This is a genomic window from Pseudomonas sp. P179 (assembly GCF_000478485.2).
Taxonomy (GTDB): domain Bacteria; phylum Pseudomonadota; class Gammaproteobacteria; order Pseudomonadales; family Pseudomonadaceae; genus Pseudomonas; species Pseudomonas aeruginosa.
In genome coordinates this window covers 1,556,333-1,580,281 of record NZ_KI517354.1, presented here as the reverse complement: position 1 = coordinate 1,580,281, position 23,949 = coordinate 1,556,333, and the positions used below count along the sequence as shown (strand labels likewise).

Genomic DNA, 23,949 nt, shown 5'->3' with positions numbered 1-23,949 from the left:
CCCGCCGTTTCCTATTGAACGAAGTCACTCCTGTGCCTCTGCGCTCGCGCCGCACGGAGAATATCGTCGAGAGGTTCCTCAATAGTGAGTGGAGCTGGCTGACGCGGTATCTCGGTTGTCGGGCGGAGTTGTTCTATATGTTCGAACTTGGCTTTGCTCGTTGTTTTAAGTTTGCGGAATAACCTCTGGAACTATTCATATGAATTTTTGAAAGTTTGGTTTACCTGAGAGATTTATGAGTTGACCTTGTCACGATGGCAGGACTCATGGTTCGCAGGAGTCAACAAACCAGGAGGTTGCGATGTTTTCTTTCCATATTCCGAACATGACCTGCGGCGGTTGTGCCAAGACTGTCACCCGTATCCTGCACGGCGTCGATCCCCAGGCGCGCGTAGAGACCGATCCCCCTCGGCGCGAGGCCAGGGTCGAGAGCACTCTGGACAAGCACGCATTCCTCGAGGCGTTGAGCGAGGCCGGTTATCCGGAGGGCCGTTGAGTGCATGGGCATGACGCAGGCGTAGGGTCGGATAGTAGCGTTTCGCCCAGTGCCGGCAATAGGAAAATGATTTTCATTGAAGTCTGCGCGCCATATGCCATCAATGGCGCTTGGCTATTGTGGAAAGAACGCTTTGGAATTTGTAAATCAATATTTCAGTCGGCCGCGAGGTGACAGTTATGTGAACGGAAAGAGGCGCTGACAGGAAACCCTAAAAGTTATTCTCCGATGGATTCGCAGGCCTTTAGCTCGGGGTTTTTCGCAGCGCATCCAGTGTTATCGAAGAGCACCTTTCGGCGAACTCCGTTGTCCGCCGAGAAGGCCGCTGCATTGCTTGACCTTGCCACCGTGGCAAGCTTTACGGTCGCCCCGCACAACAACAAAAACAAGGGTGATCCAAATGACTTCAAATCCGTTACAGCAATGCTGCAGTTCTTCCTCCGATATGAATATCCGTTCCCAGCGGACAATGTCGGAACCTGCCCGAAATGCATCGGCTCTCCTGGCTGAAGCCTTGAAACCCGGTGCCTCCCTGGACCAGATCACGCTCGCGCTCGAGGCGATTCTCGCGGTCACGGCCAAAGGCCTGGGCGGCGATGCTTCGGCTTACGCGCAGTACCAGGCGTTGCTCCTGGAACTGCACGTAGGCAGCGATCCGCATACGGAGCCGACCCGCCGCTGGATGGCGAGCCAGGTCTACCTGGTCGAGGATCGTTTCGCTCCCGAGCCGGCCGGTTTCAGCGCCGTCCCGGTGGAGGAGTTCCGCAAGAAGGTCGACGCCGAGATCGAGGCGCGCAGCCGGGTGCGCCATCCCATGTCGGTCCACCTGTTCCAGGGCACGCCGCCGGTCGAGGACGTGCGCTTCTTCCTGGAACACCATTGGGTCCGTTCCTACAACTTCTACAGCCTCCTGGCGGAGCTGGCCTTCCGCTTCGAAAACATCGAGGACGCCTCGGTGTTCTACCGCAACCTCTACGGCGAGGCCGGGGCGGAGACGCCGGAGCGCTCGCACCCCGCGTTGCTGTCCCACCTGATGACCTACTTCGACATACCGCTGCGCATCGATTTCCCGGCGCTGCATCCGCTGGAGAAGGCCTACCTCAACAACCGTATCCGTTGCGTGCGGCACACCGATGTCGCCTGGGGCCTTGCGCTCCTGTACGCGGTCGAGTCGGTGAGCTGCGTCAACCACCGGCGCATCTACGAACTCCTGCAGCGCCTGGGCGTGCCCGAGCAACCCAGCGAGTTCCATCGCCTGCACGGCACCCAGGACGAGATCGATACCGAGGAGATGTGGGCGCTGATCGCCAAGTTCGCGCCGAGCGAAGACTTCCAGCGCAAGTTCATGCAGTCGCTGGCGCGCCACTTCGAAATCAACCGGGCCTACTTCGACCTGCTCTGGGAGCAGATGCAGGCGAATTCCCTGGCCATGGCCTGATGCCTATCCAGAACAAGAACAAGGAGTACAGGATGAATACCCGCAATTTTTCCCTGCCGCAGTTGCAGAACCTGCCCATCGAAGAAGCACGCATCGTTGCCGATGCGCTGGCCGTCCACGCTACTTCCCGCCAGATCGATAGCGCCGCGAGCAAGCTGGCCGCGCTGGCCGAGGCAGGGCTCAAGGGCGACCGCCAGGCCTATGCCGCGTACCAGCAGTTGCTCTACGTCCTTTCGTTGAGCGACGACGTGGCGACCGCCCAGACCCGGCGCTGGCTGGCCCGGGCGATCTATCGCGTCGAAGAGCGTTTCATGCCCGCCGCCGATCTTTCCAGGGCGCTGTCCGAGGAGGATTTCCAGAAGCGTCTCGAACAGGAAATCGCCGCGCAGTCCCGCGAGCGGCACCCGATGTCGCAGTACGTGTTCTCCGGCTCGGCCTCCCGCGCGCAGCTCCAGGTGTTCCTCCGTCACCAGTGGTTCCGCACCTTCCGCCTGTACCGCGATGCGGCCGACCTGTTGGTCAACCTGACCGATGTGGACGAGGCCGCGGCGCTCGCGCGTTACCTCTATGGCGAGTTGGGCGAGGAAGACGAAAAGGGTTCGCATCCGCGCCTGCTGGCCAAGCTGCTCGAGGCCATCGGCCTGGAGGCGGACTTCCAGGCCGTGTCGACGATGCCCGAGGAAATCGCCTACCTGAACAATCGTGCCCGTGCCTTCCGGCATGCCGAGGTCGGTTGGGGGCTGGCGGTGTTCTACATCACCGAACTGGTCGTGCCGGGGAACCACGAAAAGCTCTATCGGGCCCTGCTCCAGGCCGGCCTGAGCGAGGACCAGGCGGAGTACTACAAGGTCCACATCAGCCTCGTACCGCCGCGGGCCAAGCGCGAATGGCAACTCATCGCGCGGCGGATTCCGGACGTGCAGTTCCAGAATGCGTTCCTGACCTCGCTATCGCAGCACTTCCGTGTGGAAAGGGCCTATTACGACGCGATCTGGGAAGAGATGCAGAGCGTCAAGTGACTTCCACCGGGACAAAGCGAGCACTCGAAAATGCCAAGTCACATTACGGAATCCCGTATACACGGGGGCGCCTACTCGTCCCCGGCATTCGCCGCGATCTTTTCCGATACCAACCAGGTGCGGAGGTGGCTGGATGTCGAGCGAGCCTTGGCGGCGACCCAGGCCGAGATGGGCATCATCCCCCACGAGGCGGCGCGGGAGATCGACCGCGCCGCCCAGGTGGAGCGCTTCGACCTCACCCAACTGGGCCGCGAAAGCCTGGAGACAGGGCACCTGCTGGTGCCTACCATCCGCGCCCTGGCGAGGTCGTGCGAGGGTAGCTGGGGGGAGTACGTGCACTATGGCGTGACCACCCAGGACATCCTCGACACCGGGCTGATGCTGCAGGTCAAGGAAGCCTGGGGCCATGCGCTCGGGCTCCTGCACTCGATCCGTGGCCATCTGCTGGCGCTTGCCCTGCGCCACCAGCACACGCCGATGGTTGCACGCACCCACGGGCAGCAGGCGCTGCCCACGACCTTCGGCTACAAGGTCGCCGTCTGGGTGGATGAAATCGACCGTCACCTGGCGCGCTTCGACGAAGCGCGCGAACGCGTCCTGGTCGGCAACCTGACCGGTGCCGTGGGAACCCTGGCGTCGTTCGGCGCCCAGGGCTTCGAGCTACAGCGGCGAACCCTGGCCAGGCTTGGCCTCGGCGCGCCGTCGACCAGTTGGCACAGCGCCCGGGACCGGGTGCTGGAGGTTGCCGGGTTGCTGGTCCAGGTGTCGGTGACGCTGGGCCGGGTGGCGAACGAGATCTACCACCTGCAGCGCAGCGAAATCGACGAGGTACGCGAGGGCAGCCGGCCGGGACAGGTGGGCAGCAGCACCATGCCGCACAAGCGGAACCCGTCGTCGGTCGACCTGGTCAGCGCGCTGTCGCGGCTGGTGCGGGCACAGATGGTGGCGCTCACCGATGCCGCGTTCCAGTTGCACGAGCGCGACGGCACCGCCTGGCGCATCGAGTGGGCGGCGTTGCCGGAGCTGTTCGTCTACGCCGGCGCCTTGCTGACCCGCATGGAGGCGGTGCTGGCCGAGGGGCTCGAGGTGCGCGAGGAACGCATGCGCGCCAACCTCGACCTGCTGGGTGGGCTGATCCTGTCGGAGCGGGTCATGCTCGCGCTGGCGGGGCAGTTCGGCAAGCAGACCGCCCACGAACTGCTCCATGAGATAACCCAGGCCTCCCAGCGGCAGGGCGTTCCGTTCCGCGAGGCGCTGCTCGGGCAGCCAAGGTTGCGCGGCTGTTTCAGCGCCGAGGCGCTCGAAGAACTGCTCGACCCCGTCGGCTACGTCGGCCTCGCCGCGGAGATGGTCGACCTGGTCGCCGACAAACCACGAACCGGCGCGTCGGGCGACAGGCCCGAAGGCGCCGCCTCTTCCCAAGGAAATCCCGGTCAGTCCCAGTACGTGATGGAGGATAGGTGATGGATGCTGAATCGCTGGAAATGCTTGCCCGTTCCTCGTGCACCGCGCATCCGCAGAGCTTCGGCGGCGCACCGGCCGAGTCGTCCTGCAAGCACGAACACAGTCACATCGTTGACTCTAAAACCCATGGCGGCGGCTACGCCGGTCCGGTGAGCCGACGGATCTTCTGTAGCCACTGCCGCCTGCAACGCTGGCTCGACGTGGAGGCGGCGCTGGCGCTGGCGCAGGCCGATGTCGGCGTCATTCCGCCCGAGGCCGCGCTGGAGATCGCGAAGGCCGCCAGGCTTTCGGCCGTTGACCTGCAGCAGATCGCCGACGGCGTGGCCAGCACCGGGCACTCGCTGATGCCCCTGCTGGGTGCGCTGCAACGGAACTGCAGCCCCAGCGCGCGCGAGTACGTGCATTTCGGCGCGACCACGCAGGATATCCAGGACACCGCGCAGTCCCTGGAAATGCGCGATGTGCTGGATGAAACGGAGCGGGCGCTGGACATCCTCCTGGACCGGCTCTCGGTGCTGGCGAGCGGGACCCGCAATGCGCTGATGGTCGCCAGGACCCACTCGATCCCGGCGTTGCCGACCACCTTCGGGCTGAAGGTGGCCGGCTGGATCGACGAGTTGCTGCGTCACCGCGAACGCCTGGGCGAGGCGCGCAAGCGGATCCTGGTGGTGCAACTGTTCGGCGGCGTGGGCACGATGGCCGCCTTCGGCGACGAGGCCATGCTCCTGCTCGAAAGCTTCGCGCGGCGGCTGTCGCTAGACGTGCCGCTGGCGGGTTGGCACGTGTCCCGCGACCGGGTTACCGAGTTCGTCAGCACCCTGGCCATGGTCACCGCGTCCCTGGCGCGGATCGCCGACGAGATCCGCACCCTGAACCGCTGGGAGATCGGCGAGCTGGAGGTGGGCTGGACGCAGCAGCAGATCGGTAGCAGCACCATGCCCCACAAGCGCAATCCGGAAGGCTGCGAGCAGGTCGTGGTGCTGGCCCGGCTGGCCAAGGCCCAGGTCCTGCTCGCGTTGGACGCCATGATCCTCGAGCACGAGCGGGACTACCGCGGCACGCGCCTGGAATGGTGTGCGGTGGCGGACGTTTCCCACTATGCGCTGATGGCGCTGTCGCTGCTGACCGACACCATCGACGGGCTCACGGTCCACGACGAGACCATGGCGCGGACGGCGAATGCATACAGCGATGCGATCTGTACCGAGGCGTTCGTCTTCGAGATGGCCAAGCAACTGGGCAAGAGCAGCGCTTACGAAATCATCTTCGAGATCACCCAGGCCTGCCAGCGCAAGCGGATTCCGATGCGCCAGGCGCTCGAGTCGGATCCGCGGGTGGGCGCCGTCATGCCGAAGGAAACCCTGGCCAGGCTGTTCGAGCCGCGGACCCATCTCGGCATGGCCGGGACCATCGTCGACAAGGTGCTGGACAAGGTCGCCAGCCACCACTGAATCACCCGCCGCCAGAGGCGGCGGTACTGCACATCAACGGAGAACAAGAATGACAAAGGCTAACGAGATCGAAACCGCGAAGGTCAAGCAGTTTTCAGCACGGATCATGGAGGACTACGGCAATACCCTGCGCGGCGCGATGCTCTACATCGGCGACCGCCTGGGGCTGTTCAAGGCGCTCGCCCATGGCCAATGGGTGACCCTGGAAGAGCTGGCGCAGCAGACCGGCTACACCACCCGCTACCTGCGCGAATGGCTGGGCAGCATGGTCACCGGCAACTACCTGGCCTACGATCCGCAGAGCAGGAGCTATCGGTTGCCGGCCGAGTTCGTCCCGGTGCTCGCCGACGAGGACTCGCCTTATTTCGCCGGCGGGATCATCCAGTTGAGCGTGCCCTTCGTGAGCATGGCGCCGAAGATCATCGAGGCCTTCCGCTGCGGCGGCGGTTGCCCCGAGGAATCCTTCCCGCTGGAAACCTGGGAAGGCATGGAGCGCATGACCATGCCCTGGTACAAGCACTTCCTCGTGCAGCACTGGATTCCTTCGCTGGATGGCGTCAAGGAAAAGCTCCAGGCGGGTGGCAGCGTGCTCGATTTCGGCTGCGGCAGCGGGCTGGCCGCGATCATGATGGCCAAGGCGTTCCCCGAAGCCCAGGTCTATGGCTGTGACTTCCACGCGCCGTCCATCGAACGCGCGCGGGCGAACGCCGAGGCCGCGGGGGTCGGCGACCGGGTGCGCTTCGAGGTCAGCGATTCCGATGCGCTGGCGGGCAAGAAGTTCGACTTCGTCACGACCTTCGTGGTCATCCACGACGCGACCGACCCGCAGCAGATGATGAAGGACCTGCGCGAGTCGACCGCCGACGATGGGACCTACCTGATGGTGGAACTCAACCTGTCGCAGGAACTGCACGAGAACATGAACCTGTTCGGTCGCGTGATGTACCCGCAGAGCACGCTGTATTGCATGACCTGTTCGCTGTCCCACGGCGGCGAGGGCCTCGGCGCCTTCATGGGCGAGGACCGCGCGCGGCAGATGGCCGAGGCCGCCGGCTTCAGTCGCTTCCGCAAGGTGCCTTCGGAGTGGCCGCCGCTGCCGGCGCTGTTCGAACTGCGACCCTGAGGTTGCACGCCCGGAGTCGCCTGGCGCGGCTCCGGGGCGAGGGTGGCGTCCGCGGCGGACGCCACCCGCAGCCCGGTGTGTCCGGGACCGCCGCAGTCGTTTCGTCCCTGTCTGCCTCGGCCTGAAGTCTTCGCTGCGAAGACCCTCGTCCTTATATAAGCAGGGGAGTTGCTGCGAGCAGAGGTCGAGAGCCTGCGGCACTCGTTCAAGCGAGCGATGTGGCTGTCAGGAAACCTTCCCCTGTTACCGAATGGAGCAATGTTGCTCCTTGTGTGTGCAACAACGCCCCACTTCCCGGAAGCCTGGCGAACCGCGTGAAAACCGCTCGGAGCGCCTTTCGTCGCAGGATTCCTCGGTAATTCTCCGCGCTTTAATTCAACTCTCTGATTTTAAAAGTTTAATACTCGGAACAAGGCTGTTTCGCCGGTGAACTTTCATCTGGCATGGCTTCTGCAAGTTTTATATTTAAAACGATGTTTCATATATAAAACAAGACAAGAGGCTTAGTCCAGATGAGAGCGACGTCGTTGAGCATCCTCACTTCCGAGCATTCGCTACCTGTAGCCGCTCCTGCGGATAGCCGTCTCGAAATCGAATTCCGCGGCGTCGCCAAGCATTTTCCGGGCCGCGGCAAAAGCGCGGCGACCCTCGCGGTGCAGGGGCTCGACCTGGCCATCCGCCGCGGCGAGGTGGTGTCCATCATCGGGCCGTCCGGTTGCGGCAAGAGCACCCTGCTGAACATGGGGGCGGGTCTCTACGCACCCAGCGAAGGCGAGGTGCGGGTCGGCGGCGAGCGGGTCAGCGGTCCGGTACGCAAGGTCTCCTTCATGTTGCAGAAGGACCTGCTGATGCCCTGGCGCAGCATTCGCCGCAACATCGAGCTGGGCCTGGAGATCGACGGTCGCGCGGCCGGCGAACGGCGCGCCATCGCCGAGGAAATGCTGGAGAAGTGTCACCTCGCCGGTTTCGCCGAGCACTATCCGTTCCAGCTTTCCGGCGGCATGCGCCAACGCGCCGCCCTGGCCCGAACCCTGGCCACCGACCCGCAGGTGCTGTTCCTCGACGAGCCGTTCTCGGCCCTCGACGCGCAGACCAAGATGATCCTCCAGCAGGACCTGGCGCGGATGCTCTGCGAGCAACGCAAGACCGCGCTGTTCATTACCCACGACCTGGTCGAGGCGATCGCCATGTCCGATCGCATCCTGGTGATGAGCGCGCGGCCGGGCACCATCGTCGAGGAGATCGAGGTCGGCCTGCCGCTGCGCGACAACCCGCTGGAGCGCCGCAAGCTGCCGGAGATCGGGCCGCTGGTCGGGCGCCTGATGACCCTGCTGAAAGTGGGCGAGAGCGCCGAGCTGCACTGATCGCCGCCTGCCGATCCGAATTCCGTTACAGGAGCCGCTGATGTCCAAGTCATTGCTCAACGCCGCATTGTGCGGCGCGTTGTTCGCCGCCGGCCTGACCGTCCAGGCCGCCCCGCGGGAAGTCACCTACCTGCTGCCGGCACCGCCGAACTCGCCGGCCTTCGCACCCTGGGTGATCGCCCGGGAGAAGGGCTACTACGCCGACCTGGGCCTGAAGGTGACCTTCGTCGCCGGCAAGGGCGGGGTCGACGTGGCCAAGCAGATCGGCGCCGGCAACGCACCGGTCGGCGGCGCCATCGGCGATACGCCGATCGTGGTGCGCGCCAACGGCATCCCGGTGAAAGCCGTGGCGGTGCTCGGTGCCGGCGGGGTGACCATGATCGCCACCGATGGCACGGCCGGTATCGACAGCGTCAAGGACCTCAAGGGCAAGACCCTGACCGTGATGTCCTACTCCGACACCACCTACTACGCCCTGCTGGCGTCGATGCGCAAGGCTGGCCTGGGCAAGTCCGACGTGGACATCCAGGCGGCCGGCCCATCCGGCGTCTGGCAACTGTTCTCCGCCGGCCGCTCGCAGGCCATGGCCGGCGTGCCGGACTGGGTGGTGAGTGCCGAGGATGCCGGCCGGCAGGTGAAGTTGCTGCCGGGCAGCGAGGTGTTCGAGAGCATGGCCCAGGCGATCCTCGCCTCGGACGAGGCCATCGAGAAGCAGCCTGAGGTGGTCGGCGGGGTGGTCAGGGCGACCCTCATGGGCATGCGCGACATCATCGCCGACCCAAGGCAGGCCGCCGCCACCTTCGCTGCCGCGGTGCCCGCCTACAAGGGCCGCGAGGCCAGCCTGGAACGGGTCCTGCGGCTCTATGTCGAGCACGTCTACGCCAACCAGCAGCCGCTCGGGCACATCGATCCGCAGCGCCTGGACAAGGTTCGCAGGTTCTACGTCAGCGAAGGCATCGTCGGCCGCGAGACGCCGCTGGACGAGCTTTACACCAACCGTTTCGTCGAGTCCGCCGACCTGACCGCGCAGCACGGAGCCCGCCCATGAACCTCTCCACCAGACCCTTGCTCGGCAGTCTCGCGCTGTTGTTCCTGTTCCTCGCTGCCTGGCAGTGGGGGCCCGGCCTGCTCGGCATGCCCGAGTTCGTCCTGCCGGGGCTGAGCCGGGTGGCGGCGGAGGGCGTGGCCATGTGGCACGGCGCCGGACTGCTGGAGCACACGGCGATCACCAGCCTGGAGATCGTCGTCGGTTTCGCCCTGGGCGCGCTGCTTGGCGTGAGCATCGGCGTTGCCCTCGGCCTGTCGCCGACCACCGAGGCCATGCTCTCGCCCTACATCCTGGCGCTGCAGATCGCGCCGAAGGTGGCCTTCGCCCCGCTGTTCGTGATGTGGCTGGGCTATACGGTGTACCCGAAGATCCTCATCGCCGTGCTGATCGTGTTCTTCCCGGTGATGATCAACGTGCTCTCGGCCATCCGCACCGTCGACCCGGACATGATCAACCTGGTGCGCGCGATGAGCGCCAGCCGTTGGCAGATCTTCCGCCTGGTGGAGTTCCCCTCGGCGATGGCCGCGCTGTTCTCCGGCCTGCGCATCGCCTCCACCCTGGCGGTGATCGGCGTCACCGTCGGCGAGCTGGTGGGCGGCAACAAGGGCCTCGGCTTCCTGCTGGTGGATGCCGAAGGGCAGGGCAACACCGCCGGGGTGTTCGTCGCCATCGTCATGCTCACCCTGATCGGCGTGCTCGCCTATGGCGCGGTGGTCTGGGCCGAGAAGCGCGTCCTGCATTACCTGCCGAAAGCCAACCTGGGCACGGTGTGAACGCCATGAGCCAGAACTCTCTTCTCGACGGTCGCCGCGTGCTCCTCACCGGCGGCGCCCGCGGCCTCGGCTACGCCTTCGCCGAAGCGGCGGCACGCGCCGGCGCCCGGGTGGTGATCGCCGACATCCTGGAGGAACGCGTGCAGCGCTCCGCCCGTGAACTCGCCGAGCAGGGCCTGGATATCAGCGGCCTGCCACTGGACCTGGCCGACCCGGTTTCGATCGAGCGCTGCGTGGCCGCGGCGGTCGAGCGCCTGGGCGGTCTCGACGGCCTGGTGAACAACGCCTCCATCACCAACTCCGGCGGCAAGAGCTGCGAAGAACTGGAGATCGAGGTGTTCGACCGGGTGCTCCAGGTCAACGTGCGCGGCACCTGGCTGATGACCCGTGCCTGCCTGCCGGCGCTGCGCGAGTCCGGACGTGGCGCGGTGGTCAACCTGGCCTCCGACACCCCGCTGTGGGGCGCGCCCAACCTGCTCGCCTACAGCGCCAGCAAGGGCGCGCTGATCGCCATGACCCGCAGCCTGGCCCGCGAGCTGGGCGGCGACGGCATCACCGTCAACGCCATCGCTCCCGGACTGGTGGAGGTCGAGGCCACCGAGTACGTGCCGGCCGCCCGCCACCGGCTCTACCGCGAGCAGCGCGCGCTCCAGCGCGGCCAACAGCCGGCGGATGTCTGCGGCGCGGTGCTGTTCGCCCTTTCCGACCTTTCCCGCTTCATCACTGGACAAACCTTGCCGGTCAACGGCGGGTTCGTCATGCCCTGATCCGGAGGACTCCATGACCGATCTGAACCAGAACGCCCCGAAATCCTGGGACCGCCCCGAAGGCGCCAGCTTCGAGGAGTGGTGCAACACCCGCATCGCCCGTTACTCCACCCGCAAGTACGACTGGAACGCGCTGAAGTTCCAGGCCGACTACGACCCCAGGTTCCGCCGCGCGCAGATGCGCTACATCGGCACCGGCGGCACCGGTGTGGCCAGTGACATGAACACCATTCCGTCCGAGCACTTCACCTTTTCCACCATGGTCATCCCGGCGGGTCACGAAGGCCCGCCGCACCTGCACATCGACGTCGAGGAAGTGTTCTTCGTCCTGCGCGGCAAGCTCAAGGTGGTGCTGGAGAAGGACGGCGAGCGCTTCGAGACCATCCTCACCGACCGCGACGTGATTTCCGTGCCGCCGGGCGTGTACCGCGAGGAGATCAACATCGGCGACGAGGATGCGCTGATGTGCGTGATGCTCGGTGCGAAGAAGCCGATCACCCCGACCTACCCGCCGGAGCACCCTCTGGCGAGCATCAAGCGCTGAGGCCGCCGATGAACATGGCGCAGACCCACACCCCCGTCCCGAACCTGCAACAGCGCTTTCCCGAGCGGCTGGTGCAACTGGCCGACGGCGCCCAGCTGGCCATCCGCGAATGCGGCCAGGGCCCGGTGGTGGTGCTGTTGCACGGCATCGGTTCGGGCTCGGCGTCCTGGCTGCATTGCGCCCAGCGCCTGGCCGCCGGCAATCGGGTGATCGCCTGGGACGCGCCGGGTTACGGCCTGTCCACGCCGCTGCCGCCGGCCCGGCCCAAGGCCTGCGACTACGCCGCGTGCCTGGAGCTGCTGCTGGATGCGCTGGGCGTGGAGAGCTGCCTGCTGGTGGGCCACTCCCTCGGCGCGCTGATGGCCACGGCCTACGCCGCCGGCATCGGCGCGGCGCGGGTGCGCCGCCTGGTGCTGCTCAGCCCGGCGCGCGGCTACGGCGCCGCCGAGCTGCGCGACAGCGGCGCCCAGGTGCGCCGCCAGCGCCTGGAGAACCTGGAGCGCTTCGGTATCGACGGCATGGCCAGCGAGCGCACCGCGCGCCTGCTCGGCCGCAACCCCAGCGAGGAGGCCCTGGCCTGGGTGCGCTGGAACATGGCGCGGCTCAACCCCGAGGGCTACCGCCAGGCCGTCGAGCTGCTCTGCGGCGACGACCTGCTGGGCAACGGGCAGCCTGCCGCTCCTTGCGAGGTGCATTGCGGCGAGGACGACGGCATCACCACGCCCGAGAGTTGCGGCGCCATCGCCCGCCAGCTCGGCGCGTCGTTCTCGTCGATTCCCGGGGCCGGCCACGCCAGCCCGATCGAACAACCCGAAGTGGTCGCAGGACGCATCGGCCACGCGCAACGCCTCTCTCTTGAAGGAACCGCCAATGGATAAGTCAGACGATTCGCAAGACAAGTACATCGTGCCTGGCCTCGAACGCGGCCTGCTGCTGCTCTGCGAGTTCAGCCGGAAGGACCGTACCCTGACGGCGCCGGAGTTGGCGCGGCGCCTGAAGCTGCCGCGCTCGACCATCTTCCGCCTGCTGACCACCCTGGAGGCCATGGGCTTCGTCACCCGCAACGGCAACGAGTACCGCCTGGGCATGGCGGTGTTGCGCCTGGGCTTCGAGTACCTGGCCTCGCTGGAGCTGACCGAACTCGGCCAGCCGCTGCTGAACCGCCTGTGCGACGAGATCCGCTACCCCTGCAACCTGGTGGTGCGCGACGGCCGTTCGATCGTCTACGTGGCCAAGGTTTCGCCGTCCACCCCGCTGAGCAGCTCGGTGAACGTCGGGACCCGGTTGCCGGCCCACGCCACGGTGCTCGGCCGCATCCTGCTGCAGGACCTGAGCCTGGGCGAGCTGCGCGAGCTGTACCCGGAGGAGCAGCTGGAGCAGTTCTCGCCGAACACCCCGCGCAGCGTGCTGGAACTCTTCGACATGGTCCAGGGCGACCGCCAGCGTGGCTTCGTCCAGGGCGAGGGGTTCTTCGAGGCGAGCATCTCCACCGTCGCGGCGCCGGTACGTGATCACAGCGGTCGCGTCATCGCGGCGATGGGGGCGACCATCGCCGCCGGGCATATCGACCCGGAACGCATCGAGGGACTGGTCAGCCGGGTGCGCAGCAGCGCCGACGAGCTGTCGTACCTGCTCGACTACCGCGCCGACGGCCAGGACAACGTCACCCCGATCTTCCGGAGTCGCCCGCATGAAACCGTATGACCTGTCCGAGGCGGTGGCGGTGGTCACCGGCGGTTCCTCCGGGATCGGCCTGGCCACGGTGGAACTGCTGCTGGAGGCAGGCGCCGCCGTGGCTTTCTGCGCTCGCGACGGCGAGCGCCTGCGTGCCGCCGAGTCCGCGCTACGCCAGCGCTTCCCCGGGGCGCGCCTGTTCGCCAGTGTCTGCGACGTGCTGGATGCGTTGCAGGTGCGCGCCTTCGCCGAAGCCTGCGAGAGAACGCTGGGGTGCGCCAGCATCCTGGTGAACAACGCCGGCCAGGGCCGCGTCTCGACCTTCGCCGAGACCACGGACGAGGCCTGGAGCGAGGAACTGCAACTGAAGTTCTTTTCCGTCATCCACCCGGTACGCGCTTTCCTGCCGCAACTGGAAAGCCGCGCCGACGCGGCCATCGTCTGCGTCAACTCGCTGCTGGCCAGCCAGCCGGAGCCGCACATGGTGGCTACCAGCGCGGCCCGCGCCGGGGTGAAGAACCTGGTGCGCTCCATGGCCTTCGAGTTCGCGCCTAAGGGCGTACGGGTCAACGGCATCCTCATCGGCCTGGTCGAGTCCGGCCAGTGGCGGCGCCGTTTCGAAGCCCGCGAAGAGCGCGAGCTGGACTGGGCGCAATGGACCGCGCAGCTGGCGCGGAACAAGCAGATTCCCCTGGGACGCCTGGGCAAGCCGATCGAGGCGGCCCGCGCCATCCTGTTCCTCGCATCTCCCCTGTCTGCCTATACGACGGGCAGTCATATCGACGTTTCCGGAGGGTTGTCCCGTCATGCGTAACGCAAGCCAAGTCACCGTCGGCGCCGCCATCGCCGCCTTCCTCGAACAGTGCGAGGTGAAGGCCGCCTTCGGGGTGATCTCGATCCACAACATGCCGATCCTCGATGCCTTCGCCAGCCGCGGCAACATCCGTTTCGTGATGGCCCGCGGCGAGGCCGGGGCGGCCAACATGGCCGATGCCTACGCCCGCACCAGCGGTGGCCTGGGCGTGTGCCTGACCAGCACCGGAACCGCCGCCGGCAACGCTGCCGGGGCGCTGGTCGAGGCGCTCACTGCCGGCACCCCGCTGCTGCACCTGACCGGGCAGATCGAAACCCCCTACCTGGATCGGAGCCTCGCCTACATCCACGAGGCGCCGGACCAGTTGAGCATGCTCAAGGCCATCTCCAAGGCGGCCTTCCGCGTGCGCAGCGTCGACACCGCCATCAGCACCCTCAAGCTGGCCGTGCAAACCGCCCTGACCGCGCCCGCCGGCCCGGTGAGCGTGGAAATCCCGATCGATATCCAATCGGCGCTGATCAACCTGCCGGCCGACCTGTCGCCGCTGCCGGTGCCGGTGGCCAGGCCCTCCGAGCAAGCCCTGGACGACCTAGCCGAGCGTTTCGCCCAGGCGCGGCGACCGATGCTCTGGCTGGGGGGCGGTGCCCGGCATGCCGGCCCGCAGGTACAACGCCTGCTGGCCATGGGCGTGGGCGTGGTCACCAGCACCCAGGGGCGTGGCATCGTCCCGGAAGACGACACGCGTTCCCTCGGCGCCTTCAACCTGAACAAACCGGTGGAGCGGTTCTACCAGAGCTGCGACGCCATGCTCGTGGTGGGCTCGCGCCTGCGCGGCAACGAAACCCTCAAGTACGAACTCAAGCTCCCGCGTCCGCTTTACCGGGCAGACGCCGATGCCACGGCGGAGGGCCGCTGCTACCCCAGCGATTTCTTCGTCTGCGGCGATTCCGAACGGGTCCTCAAGGGGCTCGCCGACCGCCTGGAAGGGCGCCTGTCGGTGGACCCGGCCTTCGCCGCGGATCTCGCCGCCGCGCGCAACCAGGCCCGCGCCCAGTTGGTGGACGGCCTTGGCCCCTACGCTTCGCTGGTGGAGCAACTGCAGGCGCTGGCCGGCCGCAATTTCAACTGGGTGCGCGACGTCACCGTCTCCAACAGCACCTGGGGCAACCGCCACCTGAATATCTTCAGCCCCCGCGCCGGCGTCCACGCCCTCGGCGGTGGCATCGGCCAGGGCCTGGCCATGGGCATCGGCGCGGCGGTCGGCGCGGCGGAAACCGCGCCTGGGCGCAAGACCTTCGTGCTCGCCGGCGACGGCGGCTTCATCCTCAACCTGGGCGAACTGGCCACCGCCGTGCAGGAGCGGGCCGACATGCTCATCGTGCTGATGAACGACCAGGGCTACGGGGTGATCAAGAACATCCAGGACGCCGCCTACGGTGGCCGCCGCTGCTACGTCGACCTGCACACCCCGGACTACGCCCAACTGTCGGCTTCCCTCGGCCTGCGTCATGCCAAGGTCAGCGATCTGAAGGATTTCAGCGCCGTGCTCGATGGCGCCCTGGCCGAGCCAGGTCCCTTCCTGCTGGAGGTGGACATGCTCGCGGTGGGCAGCTTCAAGAGCATTTTCGCCGGCCCGCCGACCAACGATGCCAAGACCGACAAGGCCACCGCCTGAGGCTCTCGCCATGCTGAATATCGTCATGATCGGCTGCGGCGCCATCGGCGCCGGCGTCCTGGAACTGTTGGAAAACGATCCGCAACTGAGGGTCGATGCGGTGATCGTTCCTCGCGACTCCGAGACCCAGGTCCGCCATCGCCTGGCCAGCCTGCGCCGGCCGCCGCGGGTACTCAGCGCGCTGCCGGCCGGAGAGCGCCCCGATCTTCTGGTGGAGTGCGCCGGGCACCGCGCCATCGAGCAGCACGTGCTGCCGGCGCTGGCCCAAGGCATTCCCTGCCTGGTGGTCTCGGTGGGCGCGCTGTCCGAGCCGGGCCTGGTGGAGCGCCTGGAAGTCGCGGCGCAAGCCGGAGGCAGCCGCATCGAGCTGCTGCCCGGCGCCATCGGCGCCATCGATGCGCTGTCGGCGGCCAGGGTCGGTGGCCTCGAGTCGGTGCGCTACACCGGGCGCAAGCCGGCGAGCGCCTGGCTGGGGACGCCGGGCGAGACGGTCTGCGACCTGCAGCGCCTGGAGAAGGCGCGGGTGATCTTCGACGGCAGCGCCCGCGAGGCGGCGCGGCTCTATCCGAAGAACGCCAATGTCGCCGCCACCCTGTCGCTCGCCGGCCTCGGCCTGGACCGCACCCAGGTGCGCCTGATCGCCGACCCCGAAAGCTGCGAGAACGTGCACCAGGTGGAAGCCAGCGGCGCCTTCGGCGGCTTCGAACTGACCTTGCGTGGCAAACCGCTGGCGGCCAACCCGAAGACATCGGCGCTGACCGTGTACAGCGTGGTCCGAGCGTTGGGCAACCACGCCCACGCGATTTCGATCTAGGGACGACTACCGTGATTGACCTGAACCCGATCCAACCCATCTGCATCGCCGGCGAGTGGCGAGCGGGCGGCGGCGACCTCTACGAAAGCCTCTATCCGGCCACCGGCGAGGCCGTCGCCCGCCTGCATGCGGCCAGCCTGGAGGACGTGGAGGAAGCCATGGCCGGCGCCCACCGCGCCTTCCGTGAGAGCGGCTGGGCCCAGCGCAAGCCTCATGAGCGGGCCACCGTGCTTTATCGTATCGCCGCGCTGATCCGCGAGCGCAGCGAAGAACTGGCGCAGTTGCAGCGCCTGGACAACGGCAAGCCGATCAGGGAAACCCGCAACCTGGTGGCCAGCGCCGCCGCCACCTTCCAGTTCTTCGCCGCCGCCTGCGAGACCCTGGAGGAAAGCATCACGCCGTCGCGCGGCGACTTCGTCAGCATGAGCGTGTACGAGCCCATGGGCGTGGTGGTTGCCATCACCCCGTGGAACTCGCCCATCGCCTCCGAGGCGCAGAAGCTCGCCCCGGCCCTGGCCGCCGGCAACGCGGTGGTGGTCAAGCCGGCCGAGATCACCCCGCTGGCCGCCCTGGCGCTGGCGCGCATCTGCGATGAGGCCGGCCTGCCGCGTGGGCTGGTCAGCGTGCTGCCGGGCAAGGGCGCGCTGATCGGCGATGCCCTGACCCGCCACCCCCTGGCCAGGCGCGTGTCCTTCACCGGCGGCACCCGCACCGGCAAGCACATCGCGCGCATCGCCGCCGACAAGATGATGCCGGTGTCCCTGGAACTGGGCGGCAAGTCGCCGACCATGGTGCTGGCCGACGCCGATCTCGACCACGCGGTGGCCGGCGTGCTCTATGGCATCTTCAGTTCCAGCGGCGAATCCTGCATTGCCGGCTCGCGGTTGTTCGTCGCCAGCGAGCGCTACGACGAATTCATGGAGCGCCTGGCCACCGGCGCCGCGGCCCTGCGCGTCGGCAACCCGGCCGACGAGCGCACCCAGATGGGCCCGCTGATCAGCGCGCGGCACCGCGAGTCGGTGGAGCGCTATGTCGAGATGGGCGTGGCCGAGGGCGGTCGCCTGCGCACGGGGGGCGTACGTCCCCATGGCGCAGCCTTCGATCGTGGCTACTTCTACACCCCGACCATCATCGAAGGCCTCACCAACGACGCCCGCCTGTGCCAGGAGGAAGTCTTCGGCCCGGTGCTGGTGGCCATGCCTTTCGACAGCGAAGAGGCCCTGATCGAAGAGGCCAACGACAGCTGCTACGCGCTGGCCGCCGGCATCTGGACACGCGACTTCCAGCGCGCCTGGCGGCTCGGCCGCGCCGTGCAGGCCGGCACCGTGTGGATCAACACCTACAAGCAGTTCTCCATCTCCACCCCCTTCGGCGGCTGGCGCGACAGCGGCCTGGGCCGCGAAAAGGGCCGCCTGGGGATACTCCAGTACATGGAGCAGAAGAGCCTCTACTGGGGCCTGAACGAACAGCCGCTGGCCTGGGCCGGCAGCCACTGATGAGGAAGACGCGATGAGCGTATCGGGAATCGACGAAATCACCTACGGCGTGGAAGACCTGGCCACCAGCGCGCGTTTCTTCGCCGACTGGGGCCTGGCGCAGGTCGAGGCGAGCGAGGACCAGGTGGTCTTCGAAAGCCTCAACGGCTGCCGCGTGATAGTCGCGGCGCGGGACAAGCCCGGCCTGCCGCCGGCCATCGAGGAAGGCTCGACCCTGCGTGAAGTGGTTTGGGGCGTGGAGAGCGAGGCGGACCTCAAGCTGTACGCCGAGCGCATCGCCAATGATCCCGGCTTCATCGAGGGCGAGGGCCGTATCGGCTGCACCGACCCGAACGGTCTGGCCGTGCGCTTGCAGGTCACCCGTAAACGCGACATCCAGGTGGCCTGCGGCCAGTCCAACACCTGGCAGTTCAAGGGCCGGATCAACCAGGCCAGCCCCATCTACGAACGTGCGCAGCCCGTCGAAGTCGGCCACGTGGTGTTCTTCGTCAAGGACGTCAACGCCTGCGAACGCTTCTACCGCGAGCGCTTCGGCTTCGTCTGCTCCGATCGCTATCCGAATCGCGGCGCCTTCCTGCGTTGCGCGGAGGAGGGCGGCCACCACGACCTGTTCATGCTGCAACTGCCGCAACCGCGCGCCGGCCTGAACCACGTGGCGTTCACCGTGCGCGATATCCATGAGGTGTTCGGCGGCGGCATGCACATCGCCCGCTGCGGCTGGGATACCGAGATCGGCCCGGGTCGGCATCCGGTGTCCTCGGCGTACTTCTGGTACTTCCGGAACCCCGCCGGCGCCCTCGTCGAGTACTACGCCGACGAGGACCAACTGACCGGCGAGTGGCAGGCCCGCGAGTTCGAACCTGGCCCTACGGTATTCGCCGAATGGGCCATCGCCGGTGGCCTGGACGGCAATACCCGGCGACAGAAAAGCGTCGAGGCACCGCAGGGCCGGTTCCTCACCGACAAACCCAGGAGTTGAGACGAGCATGAGCGACACCTTGTTGCTGACCGTGCTGCTCCGGCACGACCAGTCGAAGAATCTCGACGAGATCCAGGCCCGCATGAAGGCCATGGACTGGTGGGAGCGCTTTCCGGGAGAGGGCGTGGCGATCGTTTCTTGGACCGTCGCCATGGGCCTCGGCCAGATCGTCACCCTGCGCCTGCCGCCGGCCCTGCTGCCACGCGTCAACGTCGAACTGGAGCGCTCCGCCTGGGGCGTGTTCCGCACCGAATGCTACCCGACCTACGACTTCGTCCCGGTTCGCGAAACCATCCGCGAACGGGTCCGCACTGGAGGCCAATGACATGCAAGACCGTTACCTCGAACCCCATCAGGCCCGTACCCGCGAGCCGAACGCCTTCGAAGACCTGCTCGGCGATTCCATCGAGCGCGCCTACGCCGCCGGCCTGCACGACCTGCCGGGGCTGCTCGGCTACCTCAACCAGGCCGGCCCGACCTGCCCGGGCGGCGGTCCCTGGACCGAGGAAGCCTACAAGACCCTGATGGCCCGCCTGGGCGCGTGAATTCCCCCGAGAGGAAACCGCTATGAGCACCGTGAACCCTGTTGAACAGCTTCTCGCCAACGGCCTGAAGAACCTCTGGTACCCGATCTGCCCGGTGGGCTTCATCGAGGACAAGCCGGTGTCCCTGCGCCGCCTGGGCTACAAGCTGGCCGTCTGGCGCGATACCGACGGCACCCTGCATGCCCTCGAAGACCATTGCCCGCACCGTGGCGCGCCGCTGTCGCGCGGGGTGAACCTGGGCGACCGCCTGCAATGCCCCTACCACGGCGTGGAAGTGCGCTGCGACGGCGTTACCGCCCGCGTGCCCGGCAGCCCCGGCTGCAAGCTGGAAGGCAGCCAGGCCACGCGCTTCTTCCACATCACCGAGGCGGCCGGCGCCGTGTGGCTGTACAACTCGGCGGGCAATGTCGAGGAAGCCCCGCCGCTGGTGCTGCCCGAGCAACTGACCGACCCCGAGTTTTCCCACTTCCTCTGCTATACCGAGTGGCGCGGCGACTACCGCTACGTGCTGGACAACGTCATGGACCCCATGCACGGCACCTACCTGCACAAGCAGTCGCACTCCATGTCCGAGGGCGAAAGCCAGGCACGCTTCGTCACCCGCGACACCGACACCGGCTTCATCTTCGAGAAGGACGGCCAGCGCGGGGTCAACTTCGACTGGACCGAATGGGCCGACACCGGGATGCACTGGATGCGCCTGGAGATTCCCTATCCGAAGACCGGCGGCCCGGGTGGCAACTTCCATATCGTCGGCAGTTACACGCCGATCGCCCGCGACCTCTGCGCGGTGTTCCACTGGCGTTGCCGGCCGCTCACCGGCTGGCAGCGTGACACCTGGCGGTTCCTCTACAGGAACCGCCTGGAGGCGCGTCACTGGGCGGTGCTGGAGCAGGACCGGGAAATGCTCGAATTCATGGAGCCGGACGCCAACCAGCGGGAGAACCTCTACCAGCACGACCTCGGCCTGGTGCGCCTGCGGCGGCACCTGAAGAACCTGGCCAAGGCCCAGCTGGAACTGATCGAGGCCCGGCAACTGTGACCGCCGTACGCCGGATCCGCGCCGCGGCGCTACCCGACCTGCCGGATGCAAGCTGGTCCAATGCCCTGCTGGTGGGAGAGGAGCTGGTGATGTCCGGCATGACCGCGCACCCGGCCACCCGCCAGGCCGCCGAGCGCGGCGCCGCGCTCGACGCCCATGCCCAGGCCCTGGTGGTGCTGGGCAAGGTGAAGGCGCTGCTGGAGGCGGCGGGAGGCCATGTCGGCAACCTCTACAAGCTCAACGTCTACGTCACCCGCATCGCCGACAAGGACGCTATTGGGCGCGCGCGGCAGGAGTTCTTCGCCGGCCAGGGCACTTTTCCCGCCTCCACCCTGGTCGAGGTGAGCGGCCTGGTGTTTCCCGAACTGCTGGTGGAGATCGACGCCTGGGCGCGCCTCGATATCGACCTGGCGAACTGCGACGAAGCCTGAAAGCGAGGTAGAAGATGACTCACGACAACAGACTGGCGGCCTTCGTCCATACCCTGCGCTTCGAGGCGCAGGGTATCCTCGGCGTCGAACTGCGCCCGCAGGGCGACCAGGTCTTTCCGCCATTCAGCGCCGGCGCGCATATCGACCTGCACCTGCCCAACGGCCTGGTGCGCAGCTACTCGCTGCTCAACTCGCCGGAGGACTGCGGCCGCTATGTGCTCGGCATCCTGCGTGATCGCGGCAGCCGCGGCGGCTCCGCGTTCGTCCACGATAGCCTGCGGGTCGGCATGCAATTGCAGATATCCCGGCCGCGCAACCTGTTCCCGCTGGAGGAAAACGCTGCGCACAGCGTACTGGTGGCCGGTGGCATCGGCGTGACGCCGATCTACTGCATGTTCAACCGCCTGCGTGCGCTGGGACGTTCGGTGGAACTGCTCTACTGCGCGCGCTCGCGCCAGGAAGCCGCCTTCGTCGAAGAACTGGCCGCCAGCGATGCCGCTATCCAGCTGCATTTCGACGACGAGAAGGGCGGCCCCATGGATCTCGGCGCCTTCCTTGGCGCACGGGCGTCCACCGCGCATTTCTACTGTTGCGGGCCGACCCCGATGATCGATGCCTTCGAGACGCACTGCGAACGCCTTGGCCATCCGCATGTGCACATCGAGCGCTTCGCCGCCGCGCCCCAGGCCCCGGCGGCGCCCCAGGGCAGCTACGAAGTGCGCCTGGCGCGCAGCGGCACGAGCATCGAGGTGCCGAGCGGCAAGTCGTTGCTCGACGCCCTGCTGGAAGCTGGCGTGGTGGTCGATTGCAGTTGCCGCGAGGGCGTTTGCGGTTCCTGCGAGACCCGTGTGCTGGAAGGCGAGCCGGAGCATCGCGACGGCGTCCTGACCAAGGCGGAAAAGATCGCCAACCAGACCATGATGGTCTGCGTGTCCGGCTGCAAGGGATCGCGCCTGGTGCTCGACCTCTGATCCCCGGTTATTCCCGCGTTGCCTTTGGACCGGCGTTTGTAACGCCGGTTTTTTTTGCCTGGGGATCGAGCCCGGCCAAGGCTGGAATAGCGTTCCGGGGGGACGAAAAGTGTCACCGTGATCTTTCTACGCACCCGCTTCGGGCGTTTTCGTTACCTTGCCAAGAGCCTGTTTCGAGGGTGAAAAGAAGTTGCGCGTTTAATATATAAACAACTGTATTTAAAGGATTTTTTTGTTTTATGAGATTGTTCTTGCACTGGCATGGTTAATGCTCGAAACGTTGTGCCGCATATGAAACGAAGTGCGGAGCGATAACACAACCGAGGCCGTTCCGACGGCCGGGAAAAATAAAAAACAAGAGCAACCGGAAACCAACTATCCAAGGCCACCCGCGCTGTCGGCGAAGTTCGCCGAAGGGGTTCGGCTTGCTCGAAAAAACGCTGCCTTGGCGCACTCGCAGACGAGGTCATGATGAAAACCCATCCGCTGTTCCCCGTACTTCTTCTTTCCAGTCTTTCGGCCCTGGCCGCTTCGCCGCCGTCCGAGGCGTCGAAGACCGGCAAGCCTTTCCCGCATGTCGGCCTGCGCAGCGACGACGGGCGCAGCAGCCTGGATATCGGCGGCGCGCTGCGGGTGAACTACCGCGACGAACACTGGAAGAGCACGGAAAACAATGGCCGCCTACTGTTCGATACCTTCCGCCTGGATATCCAGGCAACCCACGAGGACTTCTTTTCCGACCTCGGCTACTGGTTCCAGGACGACGGCAAGCGGGCCATCGACCGCGGCTTCGTCGGCTATCGCTTCAGCGACCTATCCAGCCTGCAATTGGGCGCGCCGTTCAAGCCGTTCGGCCTGGAGCCCTATCCGCAGTTCGGCTGGAGCTACCACATCCCGTTCTTCCTGGGCTACGGGGTCAGCGCCGGCAGCGGCGCCAAGTACGTCTACAAGGACGCCGACTGGCATGTCCAGGCCGGCTATTTCCCACGGATGCTGCCGGGCGGTGTGCGCTATTCGCCGGAAGTCGGCCGTTATACCGACCTGGACGACAACGCGGTCGCGGCGATTCATTCGCGGCAGGACAACGAGAAACGTGACCAGCTCAACCTGCGGGTCGCCCGTAATCTCGCCGGAGATGGCTGGAAAAGCGAGTTGGGCGCGTCGCTGGCGGCCTCGCGCCTGTACAACGCGACCACCAGGGACGATGGCCGCTACTGGGCGGCGGGGTTGCATGGCGTGCTCAACGCCGGCAACTGGACGTTCAGCGGCGAAGCCATTCGCTACGCTTTCGATCCGAAGAACCCGGCGGGCGTCAGCGACGACGTGGTACTCATGGGTACCAACGGCCTGACCCCGGCCTACCTGATGGCCGCCAGGGCCTCGGTGGCGTCCTTCAACGTCGCCTACGACGTGCCGACGCCGAACCTGGGCATGCTGAAGAAGCTGCGCTTCTACAACGACTACAGCCGCATGTTCAAGGACAAGGCCGGCTGGGACGACTCGCAGATGTATACCGCAGGGGTGCAGTTCTTCGCCTTGCCGATCATGGGCTGGCTGGACTTCACCTGGGGACGCAACGCCAATCCCTACGGCGGTGCCGAGAGCGGCACGGGCTTCAGCAGCACCAGTTCGTCGCGCAGCAACGAGTGGATATTCCGCACCAACCTGAACATCGGCTACTACTTCTGAACGGCGGAAAAAACGAAGCCCCGCCAATTGCGGGGCTTGCTTGCGGTGTGGGCGGCGCTCTCACAGGTCGAAGTCGTAGTCCGACAACTGGCGCTGCAGGCGGCGTTCTTCCAGCAGGTTGTCGATGATGCGACGCTTGGTCAGGTTGGTCTTGGCCACCTCGACGCTGGTTTCCTCGCCGTCATCCTCTTCAACGCCGGCTTCGTCGTCGATCTCGAGTTCTTCTTTGGCTTTTGCCATGACATTCACTCCAACTTATGGGGTGGTAATGGCGCACCTTATAGCGACAAAGCCGTGGCTGGTAAAAAAGATTTTTTCAATCGTAAAGATAG

At 66.3% G+C, this 23,949-nt stretch carries 26 protein-coding genes; 25 read left to right on the top strand and 1 reads right to left on the bottom strand.

The genetic code is table 11. The features are described from left to right. Window positions 1-301: 301 nt before the first annotated feature. From HMPREF1224_RS19975 to HMPREF1224_RS19860, 25 genes are all read left to right on the top strand, one after another. Window positions 302-496 carry a heavy-metal-associated domain-containing protein gene (locus HMPREF1224_RS19975; RefSeq protein ID WP_003092060.1) on the top strand — a complete coding sequence of 65 codons (195 nt, stop codon included), beginning with the start codon at window positions 302-304 and terminating at the stop codon, window positions 494-496. Window positions 497-802: 306 nt separating this feature from the next. Beyond that, window positions 803-1,006: a hypothetical protein gene (locus HMPREF1224_RS45895; protein WP_223817538.1), complete on the top strand. Its 204-nt coding sequence runs from the start codon at window positions 803-805 to the stop codon at window positions 1,004-1,006. Next, complete coding sequence (locus HMPREF1224_RS19970; protein WP_057375114.1) at window positions 942-1,934, top strand: HOASN domain-containing protein; 993 nt, start codon at window positions 942-944, stop codon at window positions 1,932-1,934. Before HMPREF1224_RS45895 ends, HMPREF1224_RS19970 begins: the two co-directional genes overlap by 65 nt. A 32-nt stretch (window positions 1,935-1,966) precedes the next feature. Further along, on the top strand, window positions 1,967-2,953 hold the full coding sequence (locus tag HMPREF1224_RS19965) for an HOASN domain-containing protein (protein ID WP_003112894.1): 987 nt from the start codon (window positions 1,967-1,969) through the stop codon (window positions 2,951-2,953). 30 nt (window positions 2,954-2,983) lie between these two features. Further along, on the top strand, window positions 2,984-4,417 hold the full coding sequence (gene purB, locus HMPREF1224_RS19960) for an adenylosuccinate lyase (protein WP_004345327.1): 1,434 nt from the start codon (window positions 2,984-2,986) through the stop codon (window positions 4,415-4,417). Further along, window positions 4,417-5,868: a class-II fumarase/aspartase family protein gene (locus HMPREF1224_RS19955; RefSeq protein WP_003092055.1), complete on the top strand. Its 1,452-nt coding sequence runs from the start codon at window positions 4,417-4,419 to the stop codon at window positions 5,866-5,868. Before purB ends, HMPREF1224_RS19955 begins: the two co-directional genes overlap by 1 nt. A 49-nt stretch (window positions 5,869-5,917) precedes the next feature. Next, window positions 5,918-6,991, top strand: coding sequence for a class I SAM-dependent methyltransferase (locus HMPREF1224_RS19950; RefSeq protein ID WP_003092054.1), 1,074 nt, complete (start codon window positions 5,918-5,920; stop codon window positions 6,989-6,991). 512 nt (window positions 6,992-7,503) lie between these two features. After that, the gene (locus tag HMPREF1224_RS19945) at window positions 7,504-8,355 is read left to right on the top strand and encodes an ABC transporter ATP-binding protein (RefSeq protein ID WP_003130104.1); all 852 of its coding nucleotides are present in this window, start codon (window positions 7,504-7,506) and stop codon (window positions 8,353-8,355) included. Between the two features lie 40 nt (window positions 8,356-8,395). Next, window positions 8,396-9,403 carry an ABC transporter substrate-binding protein gene (locus HMPREF1224_RS19940; RefSeq protein ID WP_003112897.1) on the top strand — a complete coding sequence of 336 codons (1,008 nt, stop codon included), beginning with the start codon at window positions 8,396-8,398 and terminating at the stop codon, window positions 9,401-9,403. Further along, entirely contained in the window at window positions 9,400-10,176 is a 777-nt protein-coding gene (locus tag HMPREF1224_RS19935) for an ABC transporter permease (RefSeq protein ID WP_003112898.1), read from the top strand. The genes HMPREF1224_RS19940 and HMPREF1224_RS19935 overlap by 4 nt, the downstream gene beginning before the upstream one ends. Before the next feature lie 5 nt (window positions 10,177-10,181). Next, window positions 10,182-10,943, top strand: a complete 762-nt coding sequence (locus HMPREF1224_RS19930; protein WP_003112899.1) for an SDR family oxidoreductase — start codon at window positions 10,182-10,184, stop codon at window positions 10,941-10,943. Between the two features lie 13 nt (window positions 10,944-10,956). Beyond that, window positions 10,957-11,487 (top strand): cupin domain-containing protein, encoded by a 531-nt coding sequence (locus HMPREF1224_RS19925; RefSeq protein WP_003112900.1) that lies wholly within the window; start codon window positions 10,957-10,959, stop codon window positions 11,485-11,487. Window positions 11,488-11,495: 8 nt separating this feature from the next. Beyond that, on the top strand, window positions 11,496-12,365 hold the full coding sequence (locus HMPREF1224_RS19920) for an alpha/beta fold hydrolase (RefSeq protein WP_003112901.1): 870 nt from the start codon (window positions 11,496-11,498) through the stop codon (window positions 12,363-12,365). Further along, a complete protein-coding gene (locus tag HMPREF1224_RS19915; RefSeq protein WP_003112902.1) occupies window positions 12,358-13,191 on the top strand; it encodes an IclR family transcriptional regulator in 834 nt (277 codons plus the stop codon). Before HMPREF1224_RS19920 ends, HMPREF1224_RS19915 begins: the two co-directional genes overlap by 8 nt. Further along, window positions 13,178-13,975, top strand: a complete 798-nt coding sequence (locus HMPREF1224_RS19910) for an SDR family oxidoreductase (RefSeq protein WP_003112903.1) — start codon at window positions 13,178-13,180, stop codon at window positions 13,973-13,975. Before HMPREF1224_RS19915 ends, HMPREF1224_RS19910 begins: the two co-directional genes overlap by 14 nt. Next, window positions 13,968-15,650 (top strand): thiamine pyrophosphate-binding protein, encoded by a 1,683-nt coding sequence (locus HMPREF1224_RS19905; RefSeq protein WP_003130114.1) that lies wholly within the window; start codon window positions 13,968-13,970, stop codon window positions 15,648-15,650. The genes HMPREF1224_RS19910 and HMPREF1224_RS19905 overlap by 8 nt, the downstream gene beginning before the upstream one ends. Before the next feature lie 10 nt (window positions 15,651-15,660). Beyond that, the gene (locus HMPREF1224_RS19900; protein WP_003130116.1) at window positions 15,661-16,464 is read left to right on the top strand and encodes an aspartate dehydrogenase; all 804 of its coding nucleotides are present in this window, start codon (window positions 15,661-15,663) and stop codon (window positions 16,462-16,464) included. 11 nt (window positions 16,465-16,475) lie between these two features. Beyond that, the gene (locus HMPREF1224_RS19895) at window positions 16,476-17,960 is read left to right on the top strand and encodes an aldehyde dehydrogenase (protein WP_003453562.1); all 1,485 of its coding nucleotides are present in this window, start codon (window positions 16,476-16,478) and stop codon (window positions 17,958-17,960) included. Between the two features lie 13 nt (window positions 17,961-17,973). Next, complete coding sequence (locus HMPREF1224_RS19890) at window positions 17,974-18,939, top strand: VOC family protein (protein WP_003453560.1); 966 nt, start codon at window positions 17,974-17,976, stop codon at window positions 18,937-18,939. 7 nt (window positions 18,940-18,946) lie between these two features. After that, window positions 18,947-19,264 carry a hypothetical protein gene (locus HMPREF1224_RS19885; RefSeq protein ID WP_010793284.1) on the top strand — a complete coding sequence of 106 codons (318 nt, stop codon included), beginning with the start codon at window positions 18,947-18,949 and terminating at the stop codon, window positions 19,262-19,264. A 1-nt stretch (window position 19,265) separates the two neighbouring features. Continuing rightward, window positions 19,266-19,484 carry a recombinase-like helix-turn-helix domain-containing protein gene (locus tag HMPREF1224_RS19880; RefSeq protein ID WP_003112909.1) on the top strand — a complete coding sequence of 73 codons (219 nt, stop codon included), beginning with the start codon at window positions 19,266-19,268 and terminating at the stop codon, window positions 19,482-19,484. A 22-nt stretch (window positions 19,485-19,506) separates the two neighbouring features. Continuing rightward, window positions 19,507-20,526: an aromatic ring-hydroxylating oxygenase subunit alpha gene (locus tag HMPREF1224_RS19875; RefSeq protein WP_010793283.1), complete on the top strand. Its 1,020-nt coding sequence runs from the start codon at window positions 19,507-19,509 to the stop codon at window positions 20,524-20,526. Further along, the gene (locus HMPREF1224_RS19870) at window positions 20,523-20,957 is read left to right on the top strand and encodes a RidA family protein (RefSeq protein ID WP_003112911.1); all 435 of its coding nucleotides are present in this window, start codon (window positions 20,523-20,525) and stop codon (window positions 20,955-20,957) included. The genes HMPREF1224_RS19875 and HMPREF1224_RS19870 overlap by 4 nt, the downstream gene beginning before the upstream one ends. A gap of 14 nt (window positions 20,958-20,971) precedes the next feature. Further along, entirely contained in the window at window positions 20,972-21,928 is a 957-nt protein-coding gene (locus tag HMPREF1224_RS19865; RefSeq protein ID WP_003163206.1) for a PDR/VanB family oxidoreductase, read from the top strand. A 468-nt stretch (window positions 21,929-22,396) separates the two neighbouring features. Continuing rightward, entirely contained in the window at window positions 22,397-23,617 is a 1,221-nt protein-coding gene (locus HMPREF1224_RS19860; protein ID WP_003163207.1) for a hypothetical protein, read from the top strand. 60 nt (window positions 23,618-23,677) lie between these two features. On the opposite strand, the gene HMPREF1224_RS19855 is transcribed toward HMPREF1224_RS19860, so the two are convergent. Beyond that, on the bottom strand, window positions 23,678-23,857 hold the full coding sequence (locus HMPREF1224_RS19855; RefSeq protein WP_003092052.1) for a PA3496 family putative envelope integrity protein: 180 nt from the start codon (window positions 23,855-23,857) through the stop codon (window positions 23,678-23,680). Window positions 23,858-23,949 lie beyond the last annotated feature (92 nt).